Origin of the sequence: Paeniglutamicibacter sulfureus (assembly GCF_039535115.1) — a bacterium.
GTDB classification, from domain to species: domain Bacteria; phylum Actinomycetota; class Actinomycetes; order Actinomycetales; family Micrococcaceae; genus Paeniglutamicibacter; species Paeniglutamicibacter sulfureus.
Genome location: NZ_BAAAWO010000001.1, coordinates 3,742,254 through 3,761,950, shown reverse-complemented (window position 1 = coordinate 3,761,950; position 19,697 = coordinate 3,742,254). Strand labels below are relative to the sequence as shown.

At 66.4% G+C, this 19,697-nt stretch carries 17 protein-coding genes and 1 riboswitch; of the genes, 3 read left to right on the top strand and 14 right to left on the bottom strand.

Annotation, left to right across the window (positions count from 1 at the left end):
* Positions 1–26 precede the first annotated feature (26 nt).
* The 5 genes from ABD687_RS17065 to ABD687_RS17045 form a co-directional block, all read right to left on the bottom strand.
* Entirely contained in the window at positions 27–2,201 is a 2,175-nt protein-coding gene (locus ABD687_RS17065; protein WP_310289470.1) for a bifunctional polysaccharide deacetylase/glycosyltransferase family 2 protein, read from the bottom strand.
* A complete protein-coding gene (locus ABD687_RS17060) occupies positions 2,198–2,662 on the bottom strand; it encodes a hypothetical protein (RefSeq protein WP_310289472.1) in 465 nt (154 codons plus the stop codon). Before ABD687_RS17060 ends, ABD687_RS17065 begins: the two co-directional genes overlap by 4 nt.
* A gap of 274 nt (positions 2,663–2,936) precedes the next feature.
* Positions 2,937–3,980 (bottom strand): L-idonate 5-dehydrogenase, encoded by a 1,044-nt coding sequence (locus tag ABD687_RS17055; protein WP_302262946.1) that lies wholly within the window; start codon positions 3,978–3,980, stop codon positions 2,937–2,939.
* A gap of 37 nt (positions 3,981–4,017) precedes the next feature.
* On the bottom strand, positions 4,018–5,424 hold the full coding sequence (locus tag ABD687_RS17050) for an Nramp family divalent metal transporter (RefSeq protein WP_264268502.1): 1,407 nt from the start codon (positions 5,422–5,424) through the stop codon (positions 4,018–4,020).
* A gap of 175 nt (positions 5,425–5,599) precedes the next feature.
* Positions 5,600–6,655: a zinc-dependent alcohol dehydrogenase family protein gene (locus ABD687_RS17045; RefSeq protein WP_302262947.1), complete on the bottom strand. Its 1,056-nt coding sequence runs from the start codon at positions 6,653–6,655 to the stop codon at positions 5,600–5,602.
* Positions 6,656–6,884: 229 nt separating this feature from the next.
* Between ABD687_RS17045 and ABD687_RS17040 the strand changes: the two genes are divergently transcribed.
* Positions 6,885–7,913 (top strand): agmatine deiminase family protein, encoded by a 1,029-nt coding sequence (locus ABD687_RS17040; protein ID WP_302262948.1) that lies wholly within the window; start codon positions 6,885–6,887, stop codon positions 7,911–7,913.
* Between the two features lie 107 nt (positions 7,914–8,020).
* A riboswitch (SAM riboswitch) is annotated at positions 8,021–8,153 on the top strand.
* Between the two features lie 22 nt (positions 8,154–8,175).
* The gene (locus ABD687_RS17035; protein ID WP_302262949.1) at positions 8,176–8,460 is read left to right on the top strand and encodes a hypothetical protein; all 285 of its coding nucleotides are present in this window, start codon (positions 8,176–8,178) and stop codon (positions 8,458–8,460) included.
* 19 nt (positions 8,461–8,479) lie between these two features.
* Here ABD687_RS17035 and ABD687_RS17030 read toward each other — a convergent pair whose 3' ends face one another.
* From ABD687_RS17030 to ABD687_RS17000, 7 genes are all read right to left on the bottom strand, one after another.
* Positions 8,480–9,487: a PDR/VanB family oxidoreductase gene (locus ABD687_RS17030; protein ID WP_264268506.1), complete on the bottom strand. Its 1,008-nt coding sequence runs from the start codon at positions 9,485–9,487 to the stop codon at positions 8,480–8,482.
* Complete coding sequence (locus ABD687_RS17025; protein ID WP_264268507.1) at positions 9,484–10,635, bottom strand: aminotransferase class I/II-fold pyridoxal phosphate-dependent enzyme; 1,152 nt, start codon at positions 10,633–10,635, stop codon at positions 9,484–9,486. The genes ABD687_RS17030 and ABD687_RS17025 overlap by 4 nt, the downstream gene beginning before the upstream one ends.
* Positions 10,636–10,673: 38 nt before the next feature.
* Positions 10,674–11,441 (bottom strand): amino acid ABC transporter ATP-binding protein, encoded by a 768-nt coding sequence (locus tag ABD687_RS17020; RefSeq protein ID WP_264268508.1) that lies wholly within the window; start codon positions 11,439–11,441, stop codon positions 10,674–10,676.
* Complete coding sequence (locus tag ABD687_RS17015; RefSeq protein ID WP_310289477.1) at positions 11,438–12,394, bottom strand: amino acid ABC transporter permease; 957 nt, start codon at positions 12,392–12,394, stop codon at positions 11,438–11,440. The genes ABD687_RS17020 and ABD687_RS17015 overlap by 4 nt, the downstream gene beginning before the upstream one ends.
* Positions 12,391–13,290 (bottom strand): ABC transporter substrate-binding protein, encoded by a 900-nt coding sequence (locus ABD687_RS17010; protein ID WP_310289479.1) that lies wholly within the window; start codon positions 13,288–13,290, stop codon positions 12,391–12,393. The genes ABD687_RS17015 and ABD687_RS17010 overlap by 4 nt, the downstream gene beginning before the upstream one ends.
* 160 nt (positions 13,291–13,450) lie before the next feature.
* Positions 13,451–15,127, bottom strand: a complete 1,677-nt coding sequence (locus tag ABD687_RS17005) for an HAL/PAL/TAL family ammonia-lyase (RefSeq protein ID WP_310289481.1) — start codon at positions 15,125–15,127, stop codon at positions 13,451–13,453.
* Positions 15,105–15,890, bottom strand: coding sequence for an IclR family transcriptional regulator (locus ABD687_RS17000; protein ID WP_264268512.1), 786 nt, complete (start codon positions 15,888–15,890; stop codon positions 15,105–15,107). The genes ABD687_RS17005 and ABD687_RS17000 overlap by 23 nt, the downstream gene beginning before the upstream one ends.
* Before the next feature lie 185 nt (positions 15,891–16,075).
* Between ABD687_RS17000 and ABD687_RS16995 the strand changes: the two genes are divergently transcribed.
* Positions 16,076–17,284 carry a cytochrome P450 gene (locus tag ABD687_RS16995; protein WP_264268513.1) on the top strand — a complete coding sequence of 403 codons (1,209 nt, stop codon included), beginning with the start codon at positions 16,076–16,078 and terminating at the stop codon, positions 17,282–17,284.
* Between the two features lie 93 nt (positions 17,285–17,377).
* Here the strand turns inward: ABD687_RS16995 and ABD687_RS16990 are convergent, their stop codons facing one another.
* Positions 17,378–18,589 (bottom strand): alpha-hydroxy acid oxidase, encoded by a 1,212-nt coding sequence (locus ABD687_RS16990; RefSeq protein WP_264268514.1) that lies wholly within the window; start codon positions 18,587–18,589, stop codon positions 17,378–17,380.
* A gap of 195 nt (positions 18,590–18,784) precedes the next feature.
* Positions 18,785–19,687 carry a succinate--CoA ligase subunit alpha gene (sucD, locus tag ABD687_RS16985; protein ID WP_264268515.1) on the bottom strand — a complete coding sequence of 301 codons (903 nt, stop codon included), beginning with the start codon at positions 19,685–19,687 and terminating at the stop codon, positions 18,785–18,787.
* Positions 19,688–19,697: the final 10 nt, after the last annotated feature.

The following is a 19,697-nucleotide window of genomic DNA, read 5'->3' as shown; positions in this document are numbered from 1 at the left end:
TGTTGCGCAGTGCAGGGCTTCCGGGCCTAGGAACGTTCCTGGGCGGCCTGCGGGACCCGCAGGCTGCCGTAGCGCTCCATCCGGTGCCAACGCAGGCGAACACCGGTGAACGCGGTGACCACCGACTGGATCACCACCAGATACATCAGTTGCCGATAGACGAACTGCTGCAGCGGGAGCGTCCACAGGGCGTGCATCGGCTCGCGGTCAAGCTTGAACGCATAGCCGGCCATGACCAGTTGGATCAGCAGGAAGAGGGTCCAGACCACGGCGATCCGGAGCGGATCCAGGAAGACCAGCCCGTAGATGGCGAACACATCGACCACCGGCGCGAACAACGGAAGCAGCACCTGGAAGACCATCAGGTAGCCGATCCCCCGACGCCCGAGCTTGCCTGCAGATCCCGACTGGGCCATGGCCCCGCGGTGCTTCCACATGGCCTGCAAGGTGCCGTAGCACCAGCGGTACCGCTGCTTCCACAGGGCGCCGAGGGTGGCAGGCGCCTCGGTCCAGGCCAGTGCCTCGTCCTCGTAGACGACGCGCCAGCCGTCGCGGGACAAGGCCATGGTGAGGTCGGTGTCCTCGGCCAGGGTGTCGTCGCTGACGCCGCCCACCCGGTCCAGTGCCTCGCGGCGGAACGCCCCGATCGCGCCGGGGACAGTGGGCATGCATTCGGCGACGTCGAACAGGCGGCGGTCCAGGTTGAACCCGACGACGTATTCAATGTGCTGCCATGCGCCCAGGATGCCGCCGCGGTTGGCAATCTTGGTGTTGCCGGAGATGGCGCCCACCTTTGGATCGGCAAAACGCTGGAGCAGGAGGTGGACGGTGTCGGGCTCGAAGACGGTGTCGCCGTCGACCATCACCACCAGTTCGTGGTTGGCCGCCGCAATGCCGGCGTTCAAGGCGGACGGCTTTCCGCCGTTCTGCTTGCGGATGACCACCACTCCGGGCAGCCCGAGTGACTCGACGATGTCGGCGGTGCCGTCGGTCGATCCGTCGTCAACGACGATGACCTCCACCGGGTGGTGCGAAGCGGCGATGGACCGCACTGCCGCTTCGATTCCGGCCGACTCGTTGTACGCGGGAACGATCACGCTGGCAGGTTCGAGGATCTCCTTGCGCATCGGCTGTTCGAACCACCCGCGGTCGCGCTCGGCCTCGCGGCCCAGCCGCTCGGCGCGTTTGTGCCGGGCGGCCACGACCATCACCAGAACGGCCCGCAACAGCGTCAACACCCCGGCCGCCACGAGCGCCCAGGAAATCGCCACCACGACGGCCTCGGTGATCCTGATGCCCCACACAAAGGCATTGCCCGTGACGGTGTCGGCGGTGGATGCGGGCCGGCTGCTGTCCACGCCGATCGAGCCGCCGACCGTGGTGAAGCGATGGCCCGGGTCGGACGCCCCTTCCAAGGCCGCATCAAGGGCGGCGACGGTCTGGGACCTGTTTCCGCCGCCGTCGTGCATCAGGACCACTTCCCCGGCCGCTTCCTGCATGGTGAGCCGATCGGCGATCACCTCGGCGCCGGGGCGGACATTGTCGGCGCTGTCGTGGCTGCTCAGGACGGTGAGGTACCCGTCGTCCGCGGCGGTATCCATGAAGCTCCATTGGACCTGGGTGAGCGCCGCATTGTCGTAGCTGGCCGGCGGGCGCAAGAGGGTCGGGGAATGCCCGGTGATCCCCGTGATGACTTTCTGTGCCCCGCGGATCTCAAGCTGGCGCCGCCAATCGGGCACCGCGGCAAGGTCGCTGTTCGTGAGCGTCTGGATGCCGATCTCATGGCCCTCCGCAAACATGCGACGAATGAGCTCGGGGTGCCTGACGGCCGCGGAACCGGTCACGAAGAAGGTGGCATGGACACGGTGCTCGCGCAAGGTGTCAAGGATCCTCGGTGTCCACATCGGGTCCGGCCCGTTGTTGAACGTCAGGGCCACGGAGTCGGCGGACGGTGCGGTGGTGCGCACGCCTTCCCCCCGCGGATCCACAATGGGGCCACCCTCCAGGACGGCGCCGGGGGTGTTTCCGGCGTTGGAGGCGCGCGCGGAACCGGGGGGAGCGTCACTGTCCACCGGGTGGTTGATGTATCCCTGGATGGCCAAGGCCAGGCCCAGCGTCAGCATGACGGCCGACAGGAGAACCCAGTGCGCCCCGATCCCGTCGCTGCGTGCGGGAAGCCTGGAGCGGCGTCCCGAACTCATGGCCGGGCCTCGCGCGTCGGCTTGGCGGTGGCCCGGCTCGGCTTGGTGTCACTTCGGCCCGGGGCTGCTGCGCTCTTTCCGGGGGCGCTCTGCGCGACGGCCGTGCTTGGGGCAGGATCCGTCGGTTCGGCACTCGTCTGCGCTTCCGTACCTTCGGGATCGGCGCTTTCGGTTCGCTGTGCGGAGGCCGAGGTCTCTGCTGCGCTGCTCGGCGCGGATGTTCTCTGCCGTGGTGCGGCGGGACCCGTCGTTTCCCGGGCGGTGGATGCCTCTCGGGGCAGCGGTGCCGGCGATGGATTCGTGGAGGGTTGCTCCCGCAGCGCCACCGTTTCCGCTCCCGCGCCTGCTTCGGCCCGCGGGGGCAGTGGCGGAGCCGCAACCGTGGAACCTCCCAGCAAGGCGAACAGCATCACCAGGGCGTACATCGACATGAATCCCACGGTGATGACTCCGACCGTCAAGACCTGCTGTCGGCGTCTGCCCGACGGGTCGACAAAAATGGGTTCATGCGTTGCGGCGGACGGTGCTTGGTCATGGGGTTTAGTCAAGTCAGGCATCGGGATTTACTGTAGTACACGGCCCCAAAGGTCACAAAAGCATCACGATTGCAAGAAACGGTGCCCAAGGACACATATTTGACCTGCGATTATGTCCTCCAAGCGCACCGGAGCCCGGCGGTGCAGCGGGGCCGCGGGCCACCGGGCAAGGTGCTGGATTCGAGCCGGAGCCGTGTCCCTAGCCCAGGCGAATCATGACCTTGGAGGAACCCGAGGAGCGGTCGGCGGCGAGGTCGAATCCGGCCAGTGCCTCGGCGAGCAGGACCTCGTGCGTCATCAACGGTGAGACGTCCACGCCGGAGGCCATGAGGTCGAGCGCCTCGGAGATCTCATCGACAAAGCGGTAGGAACCGCGGTAGTCGATCTCGCGGGTCACGATGTTCCCCAGCGCCGCGGAGATTTCCCCGCCGGGCAGGTTTCCGACCTGCACCATGACCCCGCCGCGGCGCACCGCGGCGATCACCCCGCCCAGCGCCCGAGGGGCGCCGGAGGCCTCGATGGCCACATCCACGTCCTGCGGCAGGACTCCGCCTGACGCGGGGTTCACGCACTGATCCGCTCCCATCCGCGCGGCAATGTCCAGGGCAGCATCCGAGAGGTCCGCGGCAATGACCGTGGCGGCCCCGGCCGCCTTGGCCGCCGCAACCGCCAGCGCGCCGATCGGTCCGGCGCCGTTGACCAGCACCGTCTTTCCCGCCACGTCTCCGGCGCGGGCCACCGCATGCAGCGCCACGGCGAAGGGCTCGGCCAGTGCCGCTTCCTTGAGCGAGACGCCCTCGGGCACGACGCGCAGCTGCTCGGGGCGCACCGCGCGGAGGCGGCTGAAGCCGCCCTGCTCGTGCGGTTCGAATGCCGCCGAGCCGAAGTAGCGCACCTCGGGCCACAGGTTGGTGCGGTCCGCGGTGTCGGCGGGCACCTGGTGCTCGCCAACCAGGGTTGCGGGGTGCATCGTCACGTTGCTGCCGATGCCGATCCCGCGCGCCGCCAGCGCCGCAGCGGCGTCGGGACCGATTTCGGCGACCGTTCCGGAGACCTCGTGACCCAGGACCAGCGGGGCCGAGAGCACCGCGGTGCCCGAGGCGCCGGACTTCCAATAGGCGATGTCCGACCCACAGATCCCGCCCCATTCCATGGCCACCAGGACCTGCTCGGCGCCGCAGACGGGATCCGCGATGTCCTCGACCCGCAGGTCGTCCTTGCCGTGCACAACAACTGCCTGCATGTGAGAGGTACTCCTTGATACTGCGCCGTGAGGCGGACTAGAACATGTTGACAAGACCCATGACGCCGACGAAGAACACGGCGACTGCGGAGAGGACCAGCATGGCCGTGAAGGCCTTGCCGTCCTTGACACGCGGGTCTGTCTGCTTATGCGAGAGGTAGATGGTTGCCGCGGCGACACCCATCAGGAAGATGGCGTTGAGGATGCCGGCCAGGACAATCAGGGCCAGCGGAGAGGAGACGACGGTGCCAAACAAGCCCCAGACGATGGGGAGCACGATCATGATGACGCGCATCCAGCGGTCGCGCTGTTTGCGGTTGTTCCAGTCGAAGGCCCCGAACACAGCGAGGGTGTTGCCGACCTGGCGGCCGAGCGACGGAACGTTGGCGATGATGGTCTTGAACAGCGCGATGCCGGCACCGACCAGGAACACCACGGCACCCCATTGGCCGACGTTGGTGGAGAAGATGGAGGAGATCGTTGTCATGACCTCGTCGCCCTTGGGCTCCAGGCCCTGCGGGTGCAGCACCGCGGCACCGAGCATGTAGAGGGCGGCGGTGGATACGGTGTAGACGACCCAGGAGACCCAGGCATCGAGCTTCATCACGGAGATCCAGCCGCGGGCCCGCTTGACCCAGGCTTCGGAGCCGTCGTTGGGGCCGGTCCAGGAGGCGTAGCCCTTTTCCACACACCAGTAGGTGTAGGCGGTGATCTCGCCGGCACCCACACCGGTGAGGCCGAACATGGACAGGGCCACGCCGATGGAGCCCAGCGCGATCTGGAAGCGCATGCCGTCGGCCAAGTCGCCGACGTTCCAGCTGAATTCGGTGCCTTGGATGGCGAAGACCATCACGACGGCGAAGATCGTCACCAGGAAGACCAGCACCGTGGAGATGCCCTCGACCACGACGTACTTGTTGCCCAGGTGGATCGCGATGGCGATCACCACCAGGATGGCCACCCAGGTGCCGATGGACAGGAACGAGTACGGGTCCGGCCCGATGGGCAGCAGCGAGGAGAACGCGAAGGCCGAGGCGGTGATGACACCGGCCTGGCTGGTCAGGAACTGCACGAACATCAGCAGGATGAGCCAGGCCATCCAGCCGCGCTTGCCGATCCGCGGCGGGACCTCGTCATAGCCGGTGACGGCGACCTTGCCGGTGGAAATGGACCAGCGGCCCAACTCGATCTGCACCCATACCTTGATGAAGGTGGAAGCCAGCACCAGCCAGAGCAGCATGAAACCTGCCTTGGCACCGAGCGTGGTGGCGGTGAGCAGCTCGCCGGAACCGACGACGGCGGCCGATGTGATCATGCCCGGGCCAAGGAACTTGAACCTGTCCCGCCAGCGGGTGGGCGGGTCCATGATGGACCGGGGATCCAACGCGTACGGGTCGACCGTTTCGTCGCCCAGCGGGCGCGACTCGGGGGTGGTGATAGACATACCGCTCCTTTGAGGTGTGCAACCGGCCTTGAAAGGCCGAAATCATCGGGGGTTCCCCCGCGGCCTCCTGTGCCAGCCGGGTATTGACCTCAATTGACGATCGCCGAGAGAACCAATAAGTATGATATTAGCCACGCACCTCGGAAACAAATCTACGTCCGCTGCGGCCTCCAGATTACGGAATGAGCATCACCTTGATGGCCCGACGCTCATCCATTGCCCTGTACGCCTCCGGAGCCTGCTCGAGATCCATGACCGAGTCGAAGACCAGGCCCGGGTTGATGCTCCCTTCCAGCACGTCGACGAGCAGTTCGGGAAGATAGGCGCGGGTACTGGCGGCCCCGCCAGCCACTGAGATGTTCTTGGAGAACAGCACTGACATCGGCAGCGGGTCATCCCCGTGCGGGACGCCCACGAAGCCCAGGGCACCGCCGGGCCGGGTGCAGCGCAACGCCTGGTCCATGGATTCGGCGGTGCCGACGCATTCGAGCACGGAGTCCGCCAGCACACCCCCGAGCAGCTCGCGCACCTTCGCCGCCGCCTCGGCGCCGCGCTCGGCGACAATGTCGGTGGCCCCGAACGCCCTGGCCAGTGCCGCGCGGTCGGAGTGCCGGGACATGGCGATGATGCGCGTGGCGCCCAGTCGCTTGGACGCGAGCACCCCGCACAAACCCACGGCCCCGTCACCGACCACCACCACGCTCCGGCCGGGTTCGACACGGGCCCCGAGGGCTGCGTGGTGGCCGGTGCCCATGACGTCCGAGAGCGCCAACAGCGACTTGGACAGCGCCTGGTCGGGCTCCGTGACCCCGGGGACCGCGACGAGCGTGCCCTCGGCATTGGGCACCCGCACCATCTCGCCTTGCCCGCCGTCCACGGGCAGCCCGTGCTCGTCCACCCCGCCCCAATGGGCCCGGTGTTCGCAAGCGACCTGGACGCCGTGGCGGCACGGAGGGCAGGCGCCGCAGCTATTGGCCCAGGGCGCCACCACGAAGTCGCCCACGGTCAGGGTTGAAACCCCGTCGCCGACCGCCTCGATACGGCCGATGAACTCGTGGCCGATGCGCCGGGGCCTGGGCGTTTGGCTGACCCCGCGATAGGGCCAGAGGTCCGAGCCGCAGACGCACGAGGCGGTGACGCGCACGATGGCGTCGGTGTCGGCGAGCAATGTCGGCTCGGGGCAGTTTTCGACGCGGATGTCCCGCGGTCCGTGGATCAGGGTGGCGCGCATGTGTTCCTCCGCAAAGTGGTGGGCCGGCAATGGTTCCACCCTATGCCCAGCCTGCTGCCGCTACTCGGATACCAGCGCTGGCTTCCCGCGGAGAGGCGCACACCCCTTGCGCACGCTCCGGTCAACCAGCATAATAAATGAACGATATTCATTTAGCGTAATGGCCATCCCATGCACCTTGTCCGGCGCCGGCGTATCGCGCACCACCTACCAAGCAGGAGCACACACCATGAGTTGGTCAATGCCCGCCGAGACCTCGGCCCAGAAGCGCGTCTGGATGGCCTTCCCCCACGAGGGATACACGCTGGGCGTCACCGGGGCCGAGGCCCACGCGGCTCGCTCGACCTGGGCCAACGTCGCCCACGCGGTGGCCGGGTTCGCCCCGGTCGTCATGGTGGTGGACCCCGCCGACGTGGAAATTGCCGCACGCTATCTCGATGAGCGCATCGAGGTCCGCACGGCCGAGCTCAACGACGCCTGGATGCGCGACATCGGGCCGACCTTCGTTACCGACGAGCACGGCGGGCTCGCCGCGGTGGACTGGGTGTTCAACGGCTGGGGCGCCCAGGACTGGGCTGCCTGGGACAAGGACGAGAAGATCGGTGCCATCGTGGCCGAGTGGGCCGGCGCGCCCCGCATCGCCTCGACCCTGGTCAACGAGGGCGGCGGCATCCACGTCGACGGGCAGGGCACGGTGCTGGCCACCGAGACCGTGCAGCTGGATCCCGGGCGCAACCCCGGCATCACCAAGGCCGAGGTCGAGGAGGAGTTCGCGCGCACCCTGGGCGCCACCAAGGTACATTGGCTCCCGCGCGGGCTGACCCGCGACAGCGAGGAATTCGGCACCCGCGGACATGTGGACATCGTGGCGACCATCCCCTCCCCCGGCACCGTGCTGGTTCACATGCAGGAGGACCCCGAGCACCCGGACTATGCGGCCAGCCGGGAAATCGCCGCGTCCTTCCGCGGCGCCACCGACGCCAGGGGCCGCGAATTCACCGTCATCGAGGTCCCTGCCCCTGCGACGCTGCGCGACACCGAGGGGTTCGTGGACTACAGCTACATCAACCACCTGGTCGTCAACGACGGGGTGGTGGCCTGCACCTTCAACGATCCCAACGACGAAAAGGCCCTTGCCGTCCTTTCCGACGCCTACCCGGGGCGCAAGGTCGTGGGCGTGGATGCCCGTGAGCTATTCGCCCGCGGCGGCGGCATCCACTGCATCACCCAGCAGGAGCCGATGCCGACGGCGAAATGAACCCCTCTCGGGATGGCAAGGTCACTCGCCGTCACAGATGACCGTTTGTTGCTCCCCGCACGTCCGCGCTGGCAAAACGTCCCCGCTTCGCCGTAGGGTTGGATCAGCTTCACGAGTTCTGGTTGCCGCATAGGCATAGCTCCGACTAAAACAGACGCCAACCCCATAGTTGCACGGTGGGTGGTTCGGATGACGAAGCGGCCCTGTCGCGCATCCCGCACGAAAGGGCAAGGACAACGAACCCCAAGGACGTGTGCACATCATGTACGGCCCCACCCTGACTTCCGCCCCCACGGATAACCCGCTTCCGCGCTTCACCGGCGACTGGATCGCCGCCTGGCTCCACCTCGACGCGGACACCGACCTGCTGCACATTGGCGCGGGTCCCGACGAGTGGGTGCTCGAGGCACTGGCCCCGCGCAAGCTCTCGGCCGCATTGGTCGGCCGCGGCCCCGTCGAGGTCCAGTTCAACCCCGAGCTGCTGGTTCTCCTGCTGCCCGGGGCCCACGAACTGGTCGGCAGCTCGTTCTTCCGCCTGCGCGCCTGACGCCCCGCCGGGCCTGGTGCTAGATGTCCAGCACCAGGCGCCCGCCCTTGCAACGCGACACGCAGATCATCATGGTGTCGCCGGCCTCCCGCTCCTGATCGCTGAGCAGCGAATCGCGGTGGTCGATCTCCCCCGCGACCACCGGGGTCTCGCAGGTCCCGCAGATGCCCTCCCGGCAGGAGTTCAGCACCTGCACCCCGACTTCTTCCAGTGCGGTGAGGATGCTGGTGCCCACCGGAACCTGCACCTGAAGGCCTTCGGTCGTCTCTACGGTGAATTCATGGTCTCCCGCGGCAGGCGCGCTCGCGGCCGCGTCGGCGACAAAGCGTTCAAAGTGGAACCGTGCGGGGTCCTGCCAACCGGTGGTGAGCGTGGCGATGTAGTCCAGCAGCGGGCCGGGGCCGCACACATAGGCGTGGAATCCCGCCGCCGGGCCGCCGAGCAGCTCGCCCAGGGGATAGAGCCCGGATTCGTCGTCCGCGTGCACGTGGACCTTCTCGCCGTACTGTGCCAGTTCGCCGGTGAAGGCCATGGAGCTGCGGCTGCGCCCCAGATAGACAAGGCGCCACGGCACCCCGGAGGCCTCGGCCGCGCGCAGCATGGGCAGGATGGGCGTGATGCCGATGCCCCCGGCGATGAACACGTATTCGGGTGCGGGCCCGAGCGCGAAATTGTTGCGCGGGCTCCTGACGCGCAGCTGCTCGCCGGGCTTCAGTTGGTCGTGGATGTAGGCGGATCCGCCGCGGCCGGCGGGCTCCCGCAACACCCCCAGCCGCCAGCGCGGCTCCCCGGGGGCGGAGCACAGGGAGTATTGGCGCAGCAGCCCGTTGGGGAGCATGACGTCGATGTGCGATCCCGGACTCCAGTCCGGCAGGGCGAGCCCGTCCGGGCGGGCAATGCCCAGGGAGAGAACCGATTCGGATTCCCGCCGGATGTCCACCACGTCCACGACGAAGAACCCGTCCTCGCTCGTCTGGCTGGTCGCCACCGGTTCCTCGATGATGTGCTTTTCACTTGTGCTGATCACGATGCACCTCCAGTGCTGTGGATTGGGTGGGTGGTGAGTACTGTCTGCGGCGTTTGAGGGGGCCGCGCCGCTGCCGGCTCGTCCAAGGCGGCCAGGATTGCGAGGGAGGCCAGACGCGGGCCAATGGTCACCCGCACTCCCGCGCCGTCGAAGGCCCGGACCGACACCCCGTGCGCGGCGCACGCGCGTTCGATGACGGTCGCCAGCCGGCCGTCTTCCGGGATCCAGAGGAAGTTGCCTCCGCTGCATGGGACGCCAATACCGCGGGCCTCCAGTTTCCGGTGCAGGAATTCGCGTTCGCCCGCCACCGCGGCCACGGTGCCGAGCAGGTAGTCGGTGTCGGCGAGGGCCGCCACGGCGCCGGCCTCTGCCACCGCGCTCAGCCCAAAGGGCGGGGCCACCTTGCGAATGGCGCGGACGATGTCCTCCCCTCCCAGCAGGTATCCGGCCCGCGCCCCGGCCAGGGCATGGGCCTTGGAGAAGGTCCGCAGGATCACCAGGTTCGGGTACTTGGGCAGCAGCATCAGGGTGTCGCCACTGGATTCGGAGAACTCGATGTAGGCCTCGTCGAGCACCACGAGCACCCGGCCCGGAACCCTCGCGAGGAAGGATTCGACTTCGTTGATCCCCAGCACCGTTCCGGTGGGGTTGTTGGGATTGCACAGCAGCACCACCGCGGTGCGTTCGGTGATGGCACGGAGCATGGCCTCCGGGTCGTGGCGATGGGCCGCGTCCAGCGGCACCTGGACGCCCCGGGCCCCTGCCAGCGTGACCAGGATCGGATAGGCCTCATAGCTGCGCCAGGCGTACAGCACCTCGTCGCCCGGCCCGGCGAACGCGGCAAGGACCTGGCCCAGCAGGGCCAGGGACCCTGCCCCCACCGCAACCTGGGTGCCGGGCAGCCCGAGCGTGTCGGACAGCGCGGCCACCAGCCGGTCCCCGGCCAGGCTCGGATAGCGGTTGGAGCGTTGCACGCTGGCCGCCATGGCCGCAACGGCAGCGGGCGAGGGCGACATCCAGGATTCGTTGGAGGAAGCCACCCACCGCACCTTCCCCGCGGCCGGCGAGCGCGAATAGTTCGGCAGCAGGTTCACCAGGTTGCGCGGCCGTGGTGTCGCCTCGCGTGCGCCGGATTGCTCGTGGGACATCTGGTCCTTCCTTCTCCGGGTGGATTCCATCGACGCCCTTAGGCCAAGACCTTGGACAGGAAGGCCTGGGTTCTGGGTTCGCGGGGGTCCTCCAGGACCTGCCTGGGGCTGCCGGATTCCACCAGCTGCCCGTCCGCCATGAAGTGCACGACGTCCCCGACTTCCTTGGCGAAGCCCATTTCGTGGGTCACCACGATCATGGTCATCCCCGAAGCCGCCAGGGAAGTCATGACCTCCAGCACCTCCCCCACCAGCTCCGGGTCGAGCGCGGAGGTCGGCTCGTCGAAGAGCATGAGCTTTGGCTTCAGGGCCAGGGCCCGGGCGATGGCCACGCGTTGCTGCTGGCCCCCGGAGAGCTGCGCGGGGTAGTGCTGGTACTTGTCTGCCAATCCCACCCGGTCCAGCAGTTCCATGCCTTCGGCCATGGCCTTCGCGCGCGATTTGCGCTGCACGATGGTCGGTCCCTCAATCACGTTCTCCAGGGCGGTCCGGTGCGGAAACAGGTTGAATTGCTGGAAGACCATGCCGACGGATGCACGTTGCCTGGCCGTTTCGTTTTCCTTCAGCTCGTGCAACTTGTTCCCCGAACGGCGGTATCCAATGCGCTCCCCGTGGACCCACATTTCCCCGTCACTGATTTTTTCCAGGTGGTTGATGCACCTCAGGAACGTGCTCTTGCCCGAGCCGGATGGCCCCAGCAGGCACGCGACCTGTCCGGCCTGCACCTCAAGGGTGATGCCCTTGAGGATTTCCAGGTGGCCGAAGGACTTGCGCACATTGTGGGCGCGCAGGACTGGTTCGTTCATTTGCTTGGCTCCAATTCCGGCTCGATGCTTGGCGCTGCCTTTGGTCCCGCGCCGGGGCCGGTTGCCGAGGCAGCGGGCGCCGCGGGCTTCTTGCCCTTGATGGGTGAGAAGCCCCGTTCAAAGTGGCGTTCGATGAAGTACTGGCCCACGGAAAGCACCGCGGTGACCGCCAGGTACCAGATGGCCGCCACGATGAGCAGCGGAATGGTCTGGAAATTGCGCGAGTAGATGATCGACACGCTGGTCAACAGCTCCGAGTACCCAATGACGATGACCAAGGAGGTGTACTTGAGCATGCCGATGGTCTCGTTGCCGGTCGGCGGGATGATCACGCGCATGGCCTGCGGCAGGATCACCCGGCGCATGGTCTGCATCCTGGACATCCCGATGGCCTTCGCCGCCTCGGTCTGGCCCGTGGCTATGGAGCGGATGCCCGAGCGCACGATCTCTCCCATGTACGCGCCCTCATTGAGGCTCAGGCCCAAGAGCGCTGCGGTGAACGGGGAAATCACCGAGTTGGTGTCGATACTCAGCAGCTCCGGTCCGAACGGGATGCCGAGCCCGATGTTCGGGATCAGGGCCGCCAGGAAGAACCAGAAGAGCAGTTGCACCATTAGTGGCGTCCCGCGGAAGAACCACGAGTACGCCCAGGCCGCGGTGGACAGGATCGGATTCGCAGAGAGCCTGCACACCGCCACCACGATCCCCAGCCCGATGCCGATGAGCATGGAGATGGCGGTGAGCATCAGGGTCCGGCCCAGGCCGGCCATCACCGGCGCCGCGAAGAGGTACTCCCCCACCACGTCCCAGTGGAAGCGTTCGTTGGCGAACATCGAGTAGATCAGCATCAAGAGGATACCGACGACTGCCACCGCGGCAATCCAGCGGCCCAGATAGCGGGCCGGCACGATGACCAGGCCGTTCTCCTGCGGTTCAGGGGTCCGCGTGGTCATTGCTTGACCCCGTTGACGGGGAAGGACTCCATGGTGTGGTCGGCCATGTTGTACTTGGCCAGGATCTTGTCGTAGCTGCCGTCGGCTTTAATGGCCTCGAGTCCCTTTTGGATGGTGTTCATGAGCTGTTCCTGGTCCTTGGGGAAGACGATGCCGAAGGCCAGGTCCTGGTAGCGCTCGCCCATGGACAGGGCGCCCTTCGACTCGGCAGCAATGACCGAACCCGAGGTCGAATCGACCAGGAAGGCGTCCACGCGGTTTGACTGCAGGGCCAGCACCGCCTGGTTCTGTCCGGCGAAGATCGTCATCTCGACCTTCGGCTTGCCGGCCTCCTCGCACTTCTTGGAAGCCTCGGCGGCGTCGGCGTCCTCGGTGGTGCCCTTCACGATGCCCACGTGGGCGCCGCACAAGTCATCGAGCGTCTTGAGCTTTTCGGCGTTTGCTGCCGAGGTCATGACGCCTCCGCCCGCGGAGAAGTAGTCGATGAAGTTGACCTGCTTCTGGCGTTCGACGGTGTCGGACATCGCCGACATGGCCATGTCGTAGCGTGCCGAGGCAAGGCCCGGGATGATCGCGTCGAAGGCGATGTTGTCGAAGTCCATGGTGACGCCCAACTGCTTCTCCAGCTCGTCGGCGATTTCCCTGTCGATGCCGATGACGGTGGTGCCGTCCGTGTCAAAGGATTCAAATGGCGGGTATTCGACGTTGCTGGCCACGTTGATGGCCCCGGATTTTTGGACCTTCTCCGGCAGTTGACTAAACAGGGGCGCACTTGCGTTGGCTGCGGCCGGATTCTCGGCTTCCGCGGTCCCGCCGCAGGCGGAGAGCGCGAGCATGCCGGCCAGGGCAAGTACACCAAGTGCGCCGGAACGGATGGTGCGCGTGGAGTTTTTCATGGTGGGTTCCTCCTGATGGATGCGTTCTGAACTGCTGGAGCGGATGGGGACTTTCATGTGGGTGAGTCCGTCGAATTCCGTGACGGGCACGGGTTTTTGGGCATGGGCAGTAGAGCCACCGACTTCAGTGGTGCGCTGGGGGCGTTGCTGGGTTGTTCGGCTAGCCGGCGAGAACCTTGTTCACGGTTTCAACGACCGATCCGCTGTGCACCAAGTCCAGGGCCTTCCGGACCCGTGGATACATGACCACGTCGGCGCGGATGTGGTCGATCGGCCGTCCGTCGGCCGACTTGCTCCCCCGCACCAGAGCCAGGGCTGCGGCGCTTGCCGCGCCCGGGCGGGCATCCCCGGTGTCGGGGTGCGCGGCACGCAGTTCCAGCGCCTGGGCGGCCATGAGCAATTCGATGCCGACCACGGATTCGATGTTGGCAACGATCTGCCGGGCGTGCCGTCCGGCGTTATTGGCCATTGAGACGTGGTCTTCCTGGTTGGCGCAAGTGGGGATGGAATCGACCGAGTCGGGGTGGGCGAGGGTCTTGCAGTCGGACACCAGTGCCGCGGCCAGGTATTGCGGCAACATATAGCCGCAGTCCATGCCCGTTTGTTCGCTGTCGATCAGCATGTCGGGCAGCCCCCGGTTCAGCGTTCCGTCGTCAAGTCGGAAGAGCCGGCGTTCGGTGATGTTGCCGATCTCGGTGACCACGATGGAGATGAAATCGGCGGCGAAGGCCACGTACTCGGCGTGGAAGTTCCCTCCCGAGACGGCTTTGAGTTTGCGGGTGTCGGGCAGCGACGGGAAAATCAGCGGGTTGTCGGTGGCCGCGTTGATTTCGTTGTCGATGATCCCGGCAGCGAAGGCCAAGGTGTCCTTGATCGGGCCAAAGACCTGCGGGATGCAGCGCAGCGAGTAGGCGTCCTGGGGCGGCTGGCGGACCGGGTCGGTTGACGCGTTGCCGTCAATGAGGGTGGACCCCGACAGCAGTTCGCGGATGCGCGTGGCGACCTCGATTTGTCCGCGCTGGCCGCGGGCCTGGTGCAACTCGTCAATGAAGGCGTCACCGAACCCTCTGAGCGCCTCGATGGTCATGGCCGCGGTGATTTGTGCCGTTTCCAGCAGGTTTTGTGCGTCGTAGAGGGCCAGTGCCGCCTGGGCGCAGGAGAACGAGGTGCCGTTGAGCAGGGCGAGTCCGTCCTTGGCCCCCAGCGGGAGCCGCTCGATGCCGGCGTGGCGCATCGCGGCGATGCCGCTGACCACCTTGCCGTCCAGCAGGGCCTCCCCCGAATCCAGATCCACGTCTTCGCCGGTGTGCGACCGCGACATCACGATGGCCACGTGGGCCAGCGGGATGAGGTCGCCAGAGGCGCCGAGCGAGCCGTACTCCGGAATCGCCGGACAGACCCCCGCATTGAGCATCCGGGCCAGGGTGCTGACGATTTCGGGCCGCACCCCGGAGTATCCCTGGGTCAGGCTGACGATGCGGATGAACATCGTCGCCCGCACGACTTCCTCGTCCACGTGACGCCCCACGCCCGCGGCGTTTGAGAGCACCAGGCGCCGGGACAGTTCGGCGGCGTCGGCCGGCTCGGCGAAGGCCTTGCGCCCGGCCAATGACCCGAACCCGGTGTTGATGGAATAGATCGGCGGTGTCTGTTTGCCCGGTCCCATCGCATCGACGATGCCGTCCAGCCATTCCCGACTGGGGGCCATGGCGTCGAAGACCGCATCATCGATGATTACGGGGCGTCGATGCCGGGCCACCTGAATGAGGTCGTCGAGCGTGGCACGGTGAACGCCAATGGTCACCGGTGCCGTTTCAGCCAATACTGCTGTAGTCATCAAGGGTCTCCCTGGTTGATTTGTTCGGTGTGCACTCTTGCAATGCCTGGGTAAGTTTGTTGGCCGATTCCTGCATGACGCGCAGCGTGGAGGAGATCCAGAAGCGAGAACCGCACGTTGCCTCGGGACCGGCGACGTTGATCGAGCAGACGACTTCTCCCTGGCTGGTCACCGGGATGGCGATGGACAGCGATCCCTGATCCAGTTCGCCGCGGGAAAGCACATATCCGGAGGACCGGGTCTGCGGAATGGACGCCAGGATTTGCTCGCGGTTCATGGTCTTGGCGGTGAACCGGGTCATGGATCCGGTGAGCACCTCGTGAACCACTTCCGGGGGTGCCCAGGCCAGCAGCACCCGCTGCCCCGCCCCCGCATGCAGCGGCAGCAATTCGTTGACCGCGAAGGAGTATTTCAGGGACTTCTCCGGTTCCACACGCCGAAGGCACATGGCCTGGGAACCAATCCGCACGATCATCACGGCCGTTTCCCCGACCTGGTCCACGATTTCGCGAAGCACCGCATTGCCCACCTCGGCGAGGTAGGACTGGGCATGGTGGCGGCCGGCGGACCTAAGAAGCGCCGGGCCCGGCCGGTACCGTCCGTCTTCCTCGCAGACGAAATCCTGTTCGCGCAGCACCTTGAAATAGCGGTACGCGGAGCTTGCGGGAATGCCGAGCTTCCTGGACACGGCCTCGACCGAGGCGTCTCCGTGTTCAATGACCTCGGTCAGGATTCTCAATCCCCGTTCAAAAGACGTTGACATGTCCCAAGCCTCCCTTCCAACCCAAGATGCGGTGTGATGCGCGACATATTCTTGCGCACTGATTCGATGTTGCACGCTGCGGGAGCGAAGGACAATTCCGACTCTCACATAGTGAGAACCACGCTTACTCGCTGAACCGCGGCACGCTAGGTTGAGGGCAGTCACCACGATCTCGGGAGGTACCCATGGACTCGACCCTGGCCGCTGCCACAGCGCCGATATTTACGGAAGACCCCTATTCCCCGGCGCATTTGGCCGAACCATATGGGCTCTTTGAACGCATGCGCGACGCCGGCCCGGTTGTACTGCTCAAGGAGCACGATGTCTTGGCCGTGACGCGCTTCGATGAGTGCAAGGAAGTCCTGGAGGACTATCGGACCTTCATCTCCGGCGCGGGTGCCGGGCCGCGGAACCTTCACCGCGAACCCAGCTGGCGGGCCCAGGGCATCATGGAATCGGATCCCCCGATCCACACCCAGATGCGCCATGCCATAGCCGGAGTCATCTCACCCCGCGGGGTCCGTTCGCTGCGCGCGGGTTTCGAGGAGTACGCCACCGAGCTGGTCGACGAGCTGCTGGAGCGCGGGGAATTCGACCTGGTCAAGGACCTGTCGGAGGTTTTCCCCCTGCGCGCGTTTGGGGATGCCGTCGGTATTCCGCGCGAGGGCCGGGCCGAGAACCTCCTGGCGCTGGGCGCTGCCAATTTCTCCACCTTCGGACCCGACACGCCCCTGGCCAGGGAGCATTTTTCCGCCGGGGCCGGCACCAACGACTGGGCCATGGCCAATACCGCCCGTGAACGGCTGCGCCCTGGCAGCCTGGGTGCGCAGATCTGGGACCTCGCAGACCGCGGCGAGATCACCACGGACCAGGCACCGCTACTGGTGCGGGCCATGCTCTCGGCAGGCCTGGACACCACGATCTTCTCGCTGGGAGCCACGTTGTTGGCCTTGGTCCGCCACCCCGGGCAATATGCGAAGGTCCACGAGAATCCCAAGCTCGTGAAGTTCGCCATCGACGAGGCCTTCCGCTATGAGTCGCCGTTTCAGTCCTTCTACCGCACGACGAGCCAGGCCGCGGAAATCGGGGGCATGGCCATCCCGGCCGATACCAAGGTCGCGGTATTCGTTGGCGCCGCGAACCGCGACGAGCGGCGCTGGGGGCCGACGGCGAACGAGTACGATATCGCCCGAGCAGCCGGCGGGCACCTGGCATTCGGCATGGGCATCCACCAGTGCGTGGGCCAGCCGCTGTCGCGACTCGAAATGGACGTGCTGATCACCGAACTGGCGCGCCGGGTGAAGAGCATCGAGTTGACGGCCGAGCCCGAGCAATTCATGCACACCACGCTACGCGGCTGGAAATCCATTCCGGTGAGGGTCGCCGCCGCTTAGGTGGCCATGGCCTTCGTGGAAGCGACCGGCGCGGTGTTCCCCGAGCGGTTTGCGGGGACAACGCGCCGGTCGCGTACAGCGGTGCCGGCGGCTTCACCCCTCGCCCAGGCGCACGTGTTGCGGACCTAGTTCCGACAGGGTGCGCACGCCCAGCAGGGCCATGGTTTGCCGAATCTCCCGTTCGAGGATCTCCAGGGCGCGTTCAACCCCTGCCTGTCCCCCGGCCATCAAACCGTAGAGGTAGGCCCTGCCGATGAGGGTGAAGTTCGCCCCTGCGGCCAGCGTCGCCACCACGTCGCCGCCGCTCATGATTCCCGAATCGGCGATGATGAGCCGGTCCGGTCCCACGGCCGCGCGGATGGCAGGCAGCTGCAACACCGGCACCGGCGCCCTGTCCAGCTGGCGTCCGCCATGGTTGGAGACCACCACGCCGTCGACGCCGTGCCCAAAGCATGCCACAGCGTCCTCCGGGCCCTGCACTCCCTTGACGATCAAGGTGCCCGGCCATGCCTCCCGCACCCAGGCGAGGTCGGTGTAGTTCAGGGATGCGTCAAACATCGTGTTGAACTGGGCACTGACGTTTCCCGTGTTGTCCGGAAAGTTTGCGAAGCCCAGCGGTTCGGTGGTGAGGAAGTCCAGGCACCAGCCGGGGCGCCTGAGCGCATCGAGAACGGTTGAAGGGCCGAGCGTGGGCGGCAGCGTCATGCCGTTTCGTTGGTCCCGAAAGCGGTTGGACGTCACGGCGGTGTCCACTGTCAGGAGCAGGGCACTGTAGCCGGCTTCCCGGGCCCGGCGCATCATGGCCAGGGACGCCGCACGGTCCTGGCCGAGGTACAGCTGGAACCAGCGGGTGCCCCCTGGTGCCGCGGCGGCGGTTTCCTCGATGGACACGGTACCCATGGTGGAAAGGGTGAAGGGTATGTTCTGCCGTGCCGCTGCTGCTGCCCCGGCGCGTTCTCCGGCGGCATGCATCAGGCGGGTCAGTCCGGTGGGGGCGATGCCCACAGGCAACGAGAATCGCCCACCGGCCACGGTCACGGAGGGGTCCACCGCGCTGACGTCGCGCAGGATCCCAGGTAGCAACTCGGTGTTCCGGTACGCACGGTAGTTCCGTTCCAAGGCCTCTTCGGCGTAGGAACCGCCATCCGCATAGTCGAAGGCCGCAGTGGGAGTGCGGCGCTTGGCAAGCCTTCGCAGGTCTTCCAGGTTCAGCGCCCCACTCGCCGGACCCTTGCCTGGTTTCGGCAATGACTTGAATTTCAACTGGGCGAGGGCCGCAGGAATCCGGGTGAGGGAACGTTTCATGATGCGAAGCGACCTGCCTTTCGAGCGTGGAGGACACTGTCCTCCACGCATCCTAGGCATCGGCGGGGCATGGCGTGCAAACGGCGTTCCCGCCGGGCGAGAAGCGGCCGAGGCCGGTCGGCGCTTAACGGCGAACGGCGGTTGGCCACCGGAAAACCGGATGTCCAACCGCCGTCAGCGGATACTACAGGTGCATTAGAGTGCGGCGAAAACTTCGCGCAGCAGCGTTGCGGTTTCCGACGGGGTCTTTCCGACCTTCACGCCTGCAGCCTCAAGTGCTTCCTTCTTGGCCTGTGCGGTACCGGCCGAGCCCGAGACGATGGCGCCGGCGTGGCCCATGGTCTTGCCCTCGGGTGCGGTGAAGCCGGCCACGTAGCCGACGACCGGCTTGGTGACGTTGGCCTTGATGAAGTCGGCCGCACGCTCTTCGGCGTCGCCGCCGATTTCGCCGATCATCACGATGGCCTTGGTCTCCGGGTCCGCCTCGAACGCAGCCAGGGCGTCGATGTGGGTGGTGCCGATGACCGGGTCGCCGCCGATGCCGATGGCGGTGGAGAAGCCCAGGTCGCGCAATTCGTACATCATCTGGTAGGTCAGGGTGCCGGACTTGGAGACCAAGCCGATCGGGCCCTTCTGGGTGATGTTGTTCGGCGTGATGCCGACCAGTGCCTCACCCGGGGTGATGATGCCGGGGCAGTTCGGGCCGATGATGCGGGTGACCTGGTTGCCGTCGGCGTCGACCTTGGACTGGGCCAGTGCCCAGAACTCGGCCGAATCCTGAACCGGAACGCCCTCGGTGATGACAACGACCAGGCCGATGCCTGCCTCGATGGCCTCAACGACTGCATCCTTGGTGAATGCCGGCGGCACGAAGACGATGGAAACGTCTGCGCCGGTTTCGGCCATGGCTTCCGCCACTGCGCCGAAGACCTTGATCTCCTTGTCGCCGTGCAGCACCGTGGTGCCGGCCTTGCGGGCGTTGACGCCGCCGACGACGTTGGTGCCGGCCTTCAGCATCAGTGCGGTGTGCTTGGTACCCTCGCCACCGGTGATGCCCTGAACGATGACCTTGGAGTCCTTGTTAAGGTAAATGCTCATGTTCGCGTAT

Excerpts from the sequence above, each read along its gene's own strand:
- ABD687_RS17065 (WP_310289470.1), bottom strand. The coding sequence starts at position 2,201 with ATGAGTTCGGGACGCCGCTCCAGGCTTCCCGCACGCAGCGACGGGATC.
- ABD687_RS17055 (WP_302262946.1), bottom strand. The coding sequence starts at position 3,980 with ATGCAGGCAGTTGTTGTGCACGGCAAGGACGACCTGCGGGTCGAGGAC.
- ABD687_RS17050 (WP_264268502.1), bottom strand. The coding sequence starts at position 5,424 with ATGTCTATCACCACCCCCGAGTCGCGCCCGCTGGGCGACGAAACGGTC.
- ABD687_RS17045 (WP_302262947.1), bottom strand. The coding sequence starts at position 6,655 with ATGCGCGCCACCCTGATCCACGGACCGCGGGACATCCGCGTCGAAAAC.
- ABD687_RS17040 (WP_302262948.1), top strand. The coding sequence starts at position 6,885 with ATGAGTTGGTCAATGCCCGCCGAGACCTCGGCCCAGAAGCGCGTCTGG.
- ABD687_RS17035 (WP_302262949.1), top strand. The coding sequence starts at position 8,176 with ATGTACGGCCCCACCCTGACTTCCGCCCCCACGGATAACCCGCTTCCG.
- ABD687_RS17025 (WP_264268507.1), bottom strand. The coding sequence starts at position 10,635 with ATGTCCCACGAGCAATCCGGCGCACGCGAGGCGACACCACGGCCGCGC.
- ABD687_RS17020 (WP_264268508.1), bottom strand. The coding sequence starts at position 11,441 with ATGAACGAACCAGTCCTGCGCGCCCACAATGTGCGCAAGTCCTTCGGC.
- ABD687_RS17015 (WP_310289477.1), bottom strand. The coding sequence starts at position 12,394 with ATGACCACGCGGACCCCTGAACCGCAGGAGAACGGCCTGGTCATCGTG.
- ABD687_RS17010 (WP_310289479.1), bottom strand. The coding sequence starts at position 13,290 with ATGAAAAACTCCACGCGCACCATCCGTTCCGGCGCACTTGGTGTACTT.
- ABD687_RS17005 (WP_310289481.1), bottom strand. The coding sequence starts at position 15,127 with ATGACTACAGCAGTATTGGCTGAAACGGCACCGGTGACCATTGGCGTT.
- ABD687_RS17000 (WP_264268512.1), bottom strand. The coding sequence starts at position 15,890 with ATGTCAACGTCTTTTGAACGGGGATTGAGAATCCTGACCGAGGTCATT.
- ABD687_RS16995 (WP_264268513.1), top strand. The coding sequence starts at position 16,076 with ATGGACTCGACCCTGGCCGCTGCCACAGCGCCGATATTTACGGAAGAC.
- ABD687_RS16990 (WP_264268514.1), bottom strand. The coding sequence starts at position 18,589 with ATGAAACGTTCCCTCACCCGGATTCCTGCGGCCCTCGCCCAGTTGAAA.
- sucD (WP_264268515.1), bottom strand. The coding sequence starts at position 19,687 with ATGAGCATTTACCTTAACAAGGACTCCAAGGTCATCGTTCAGGGCATC.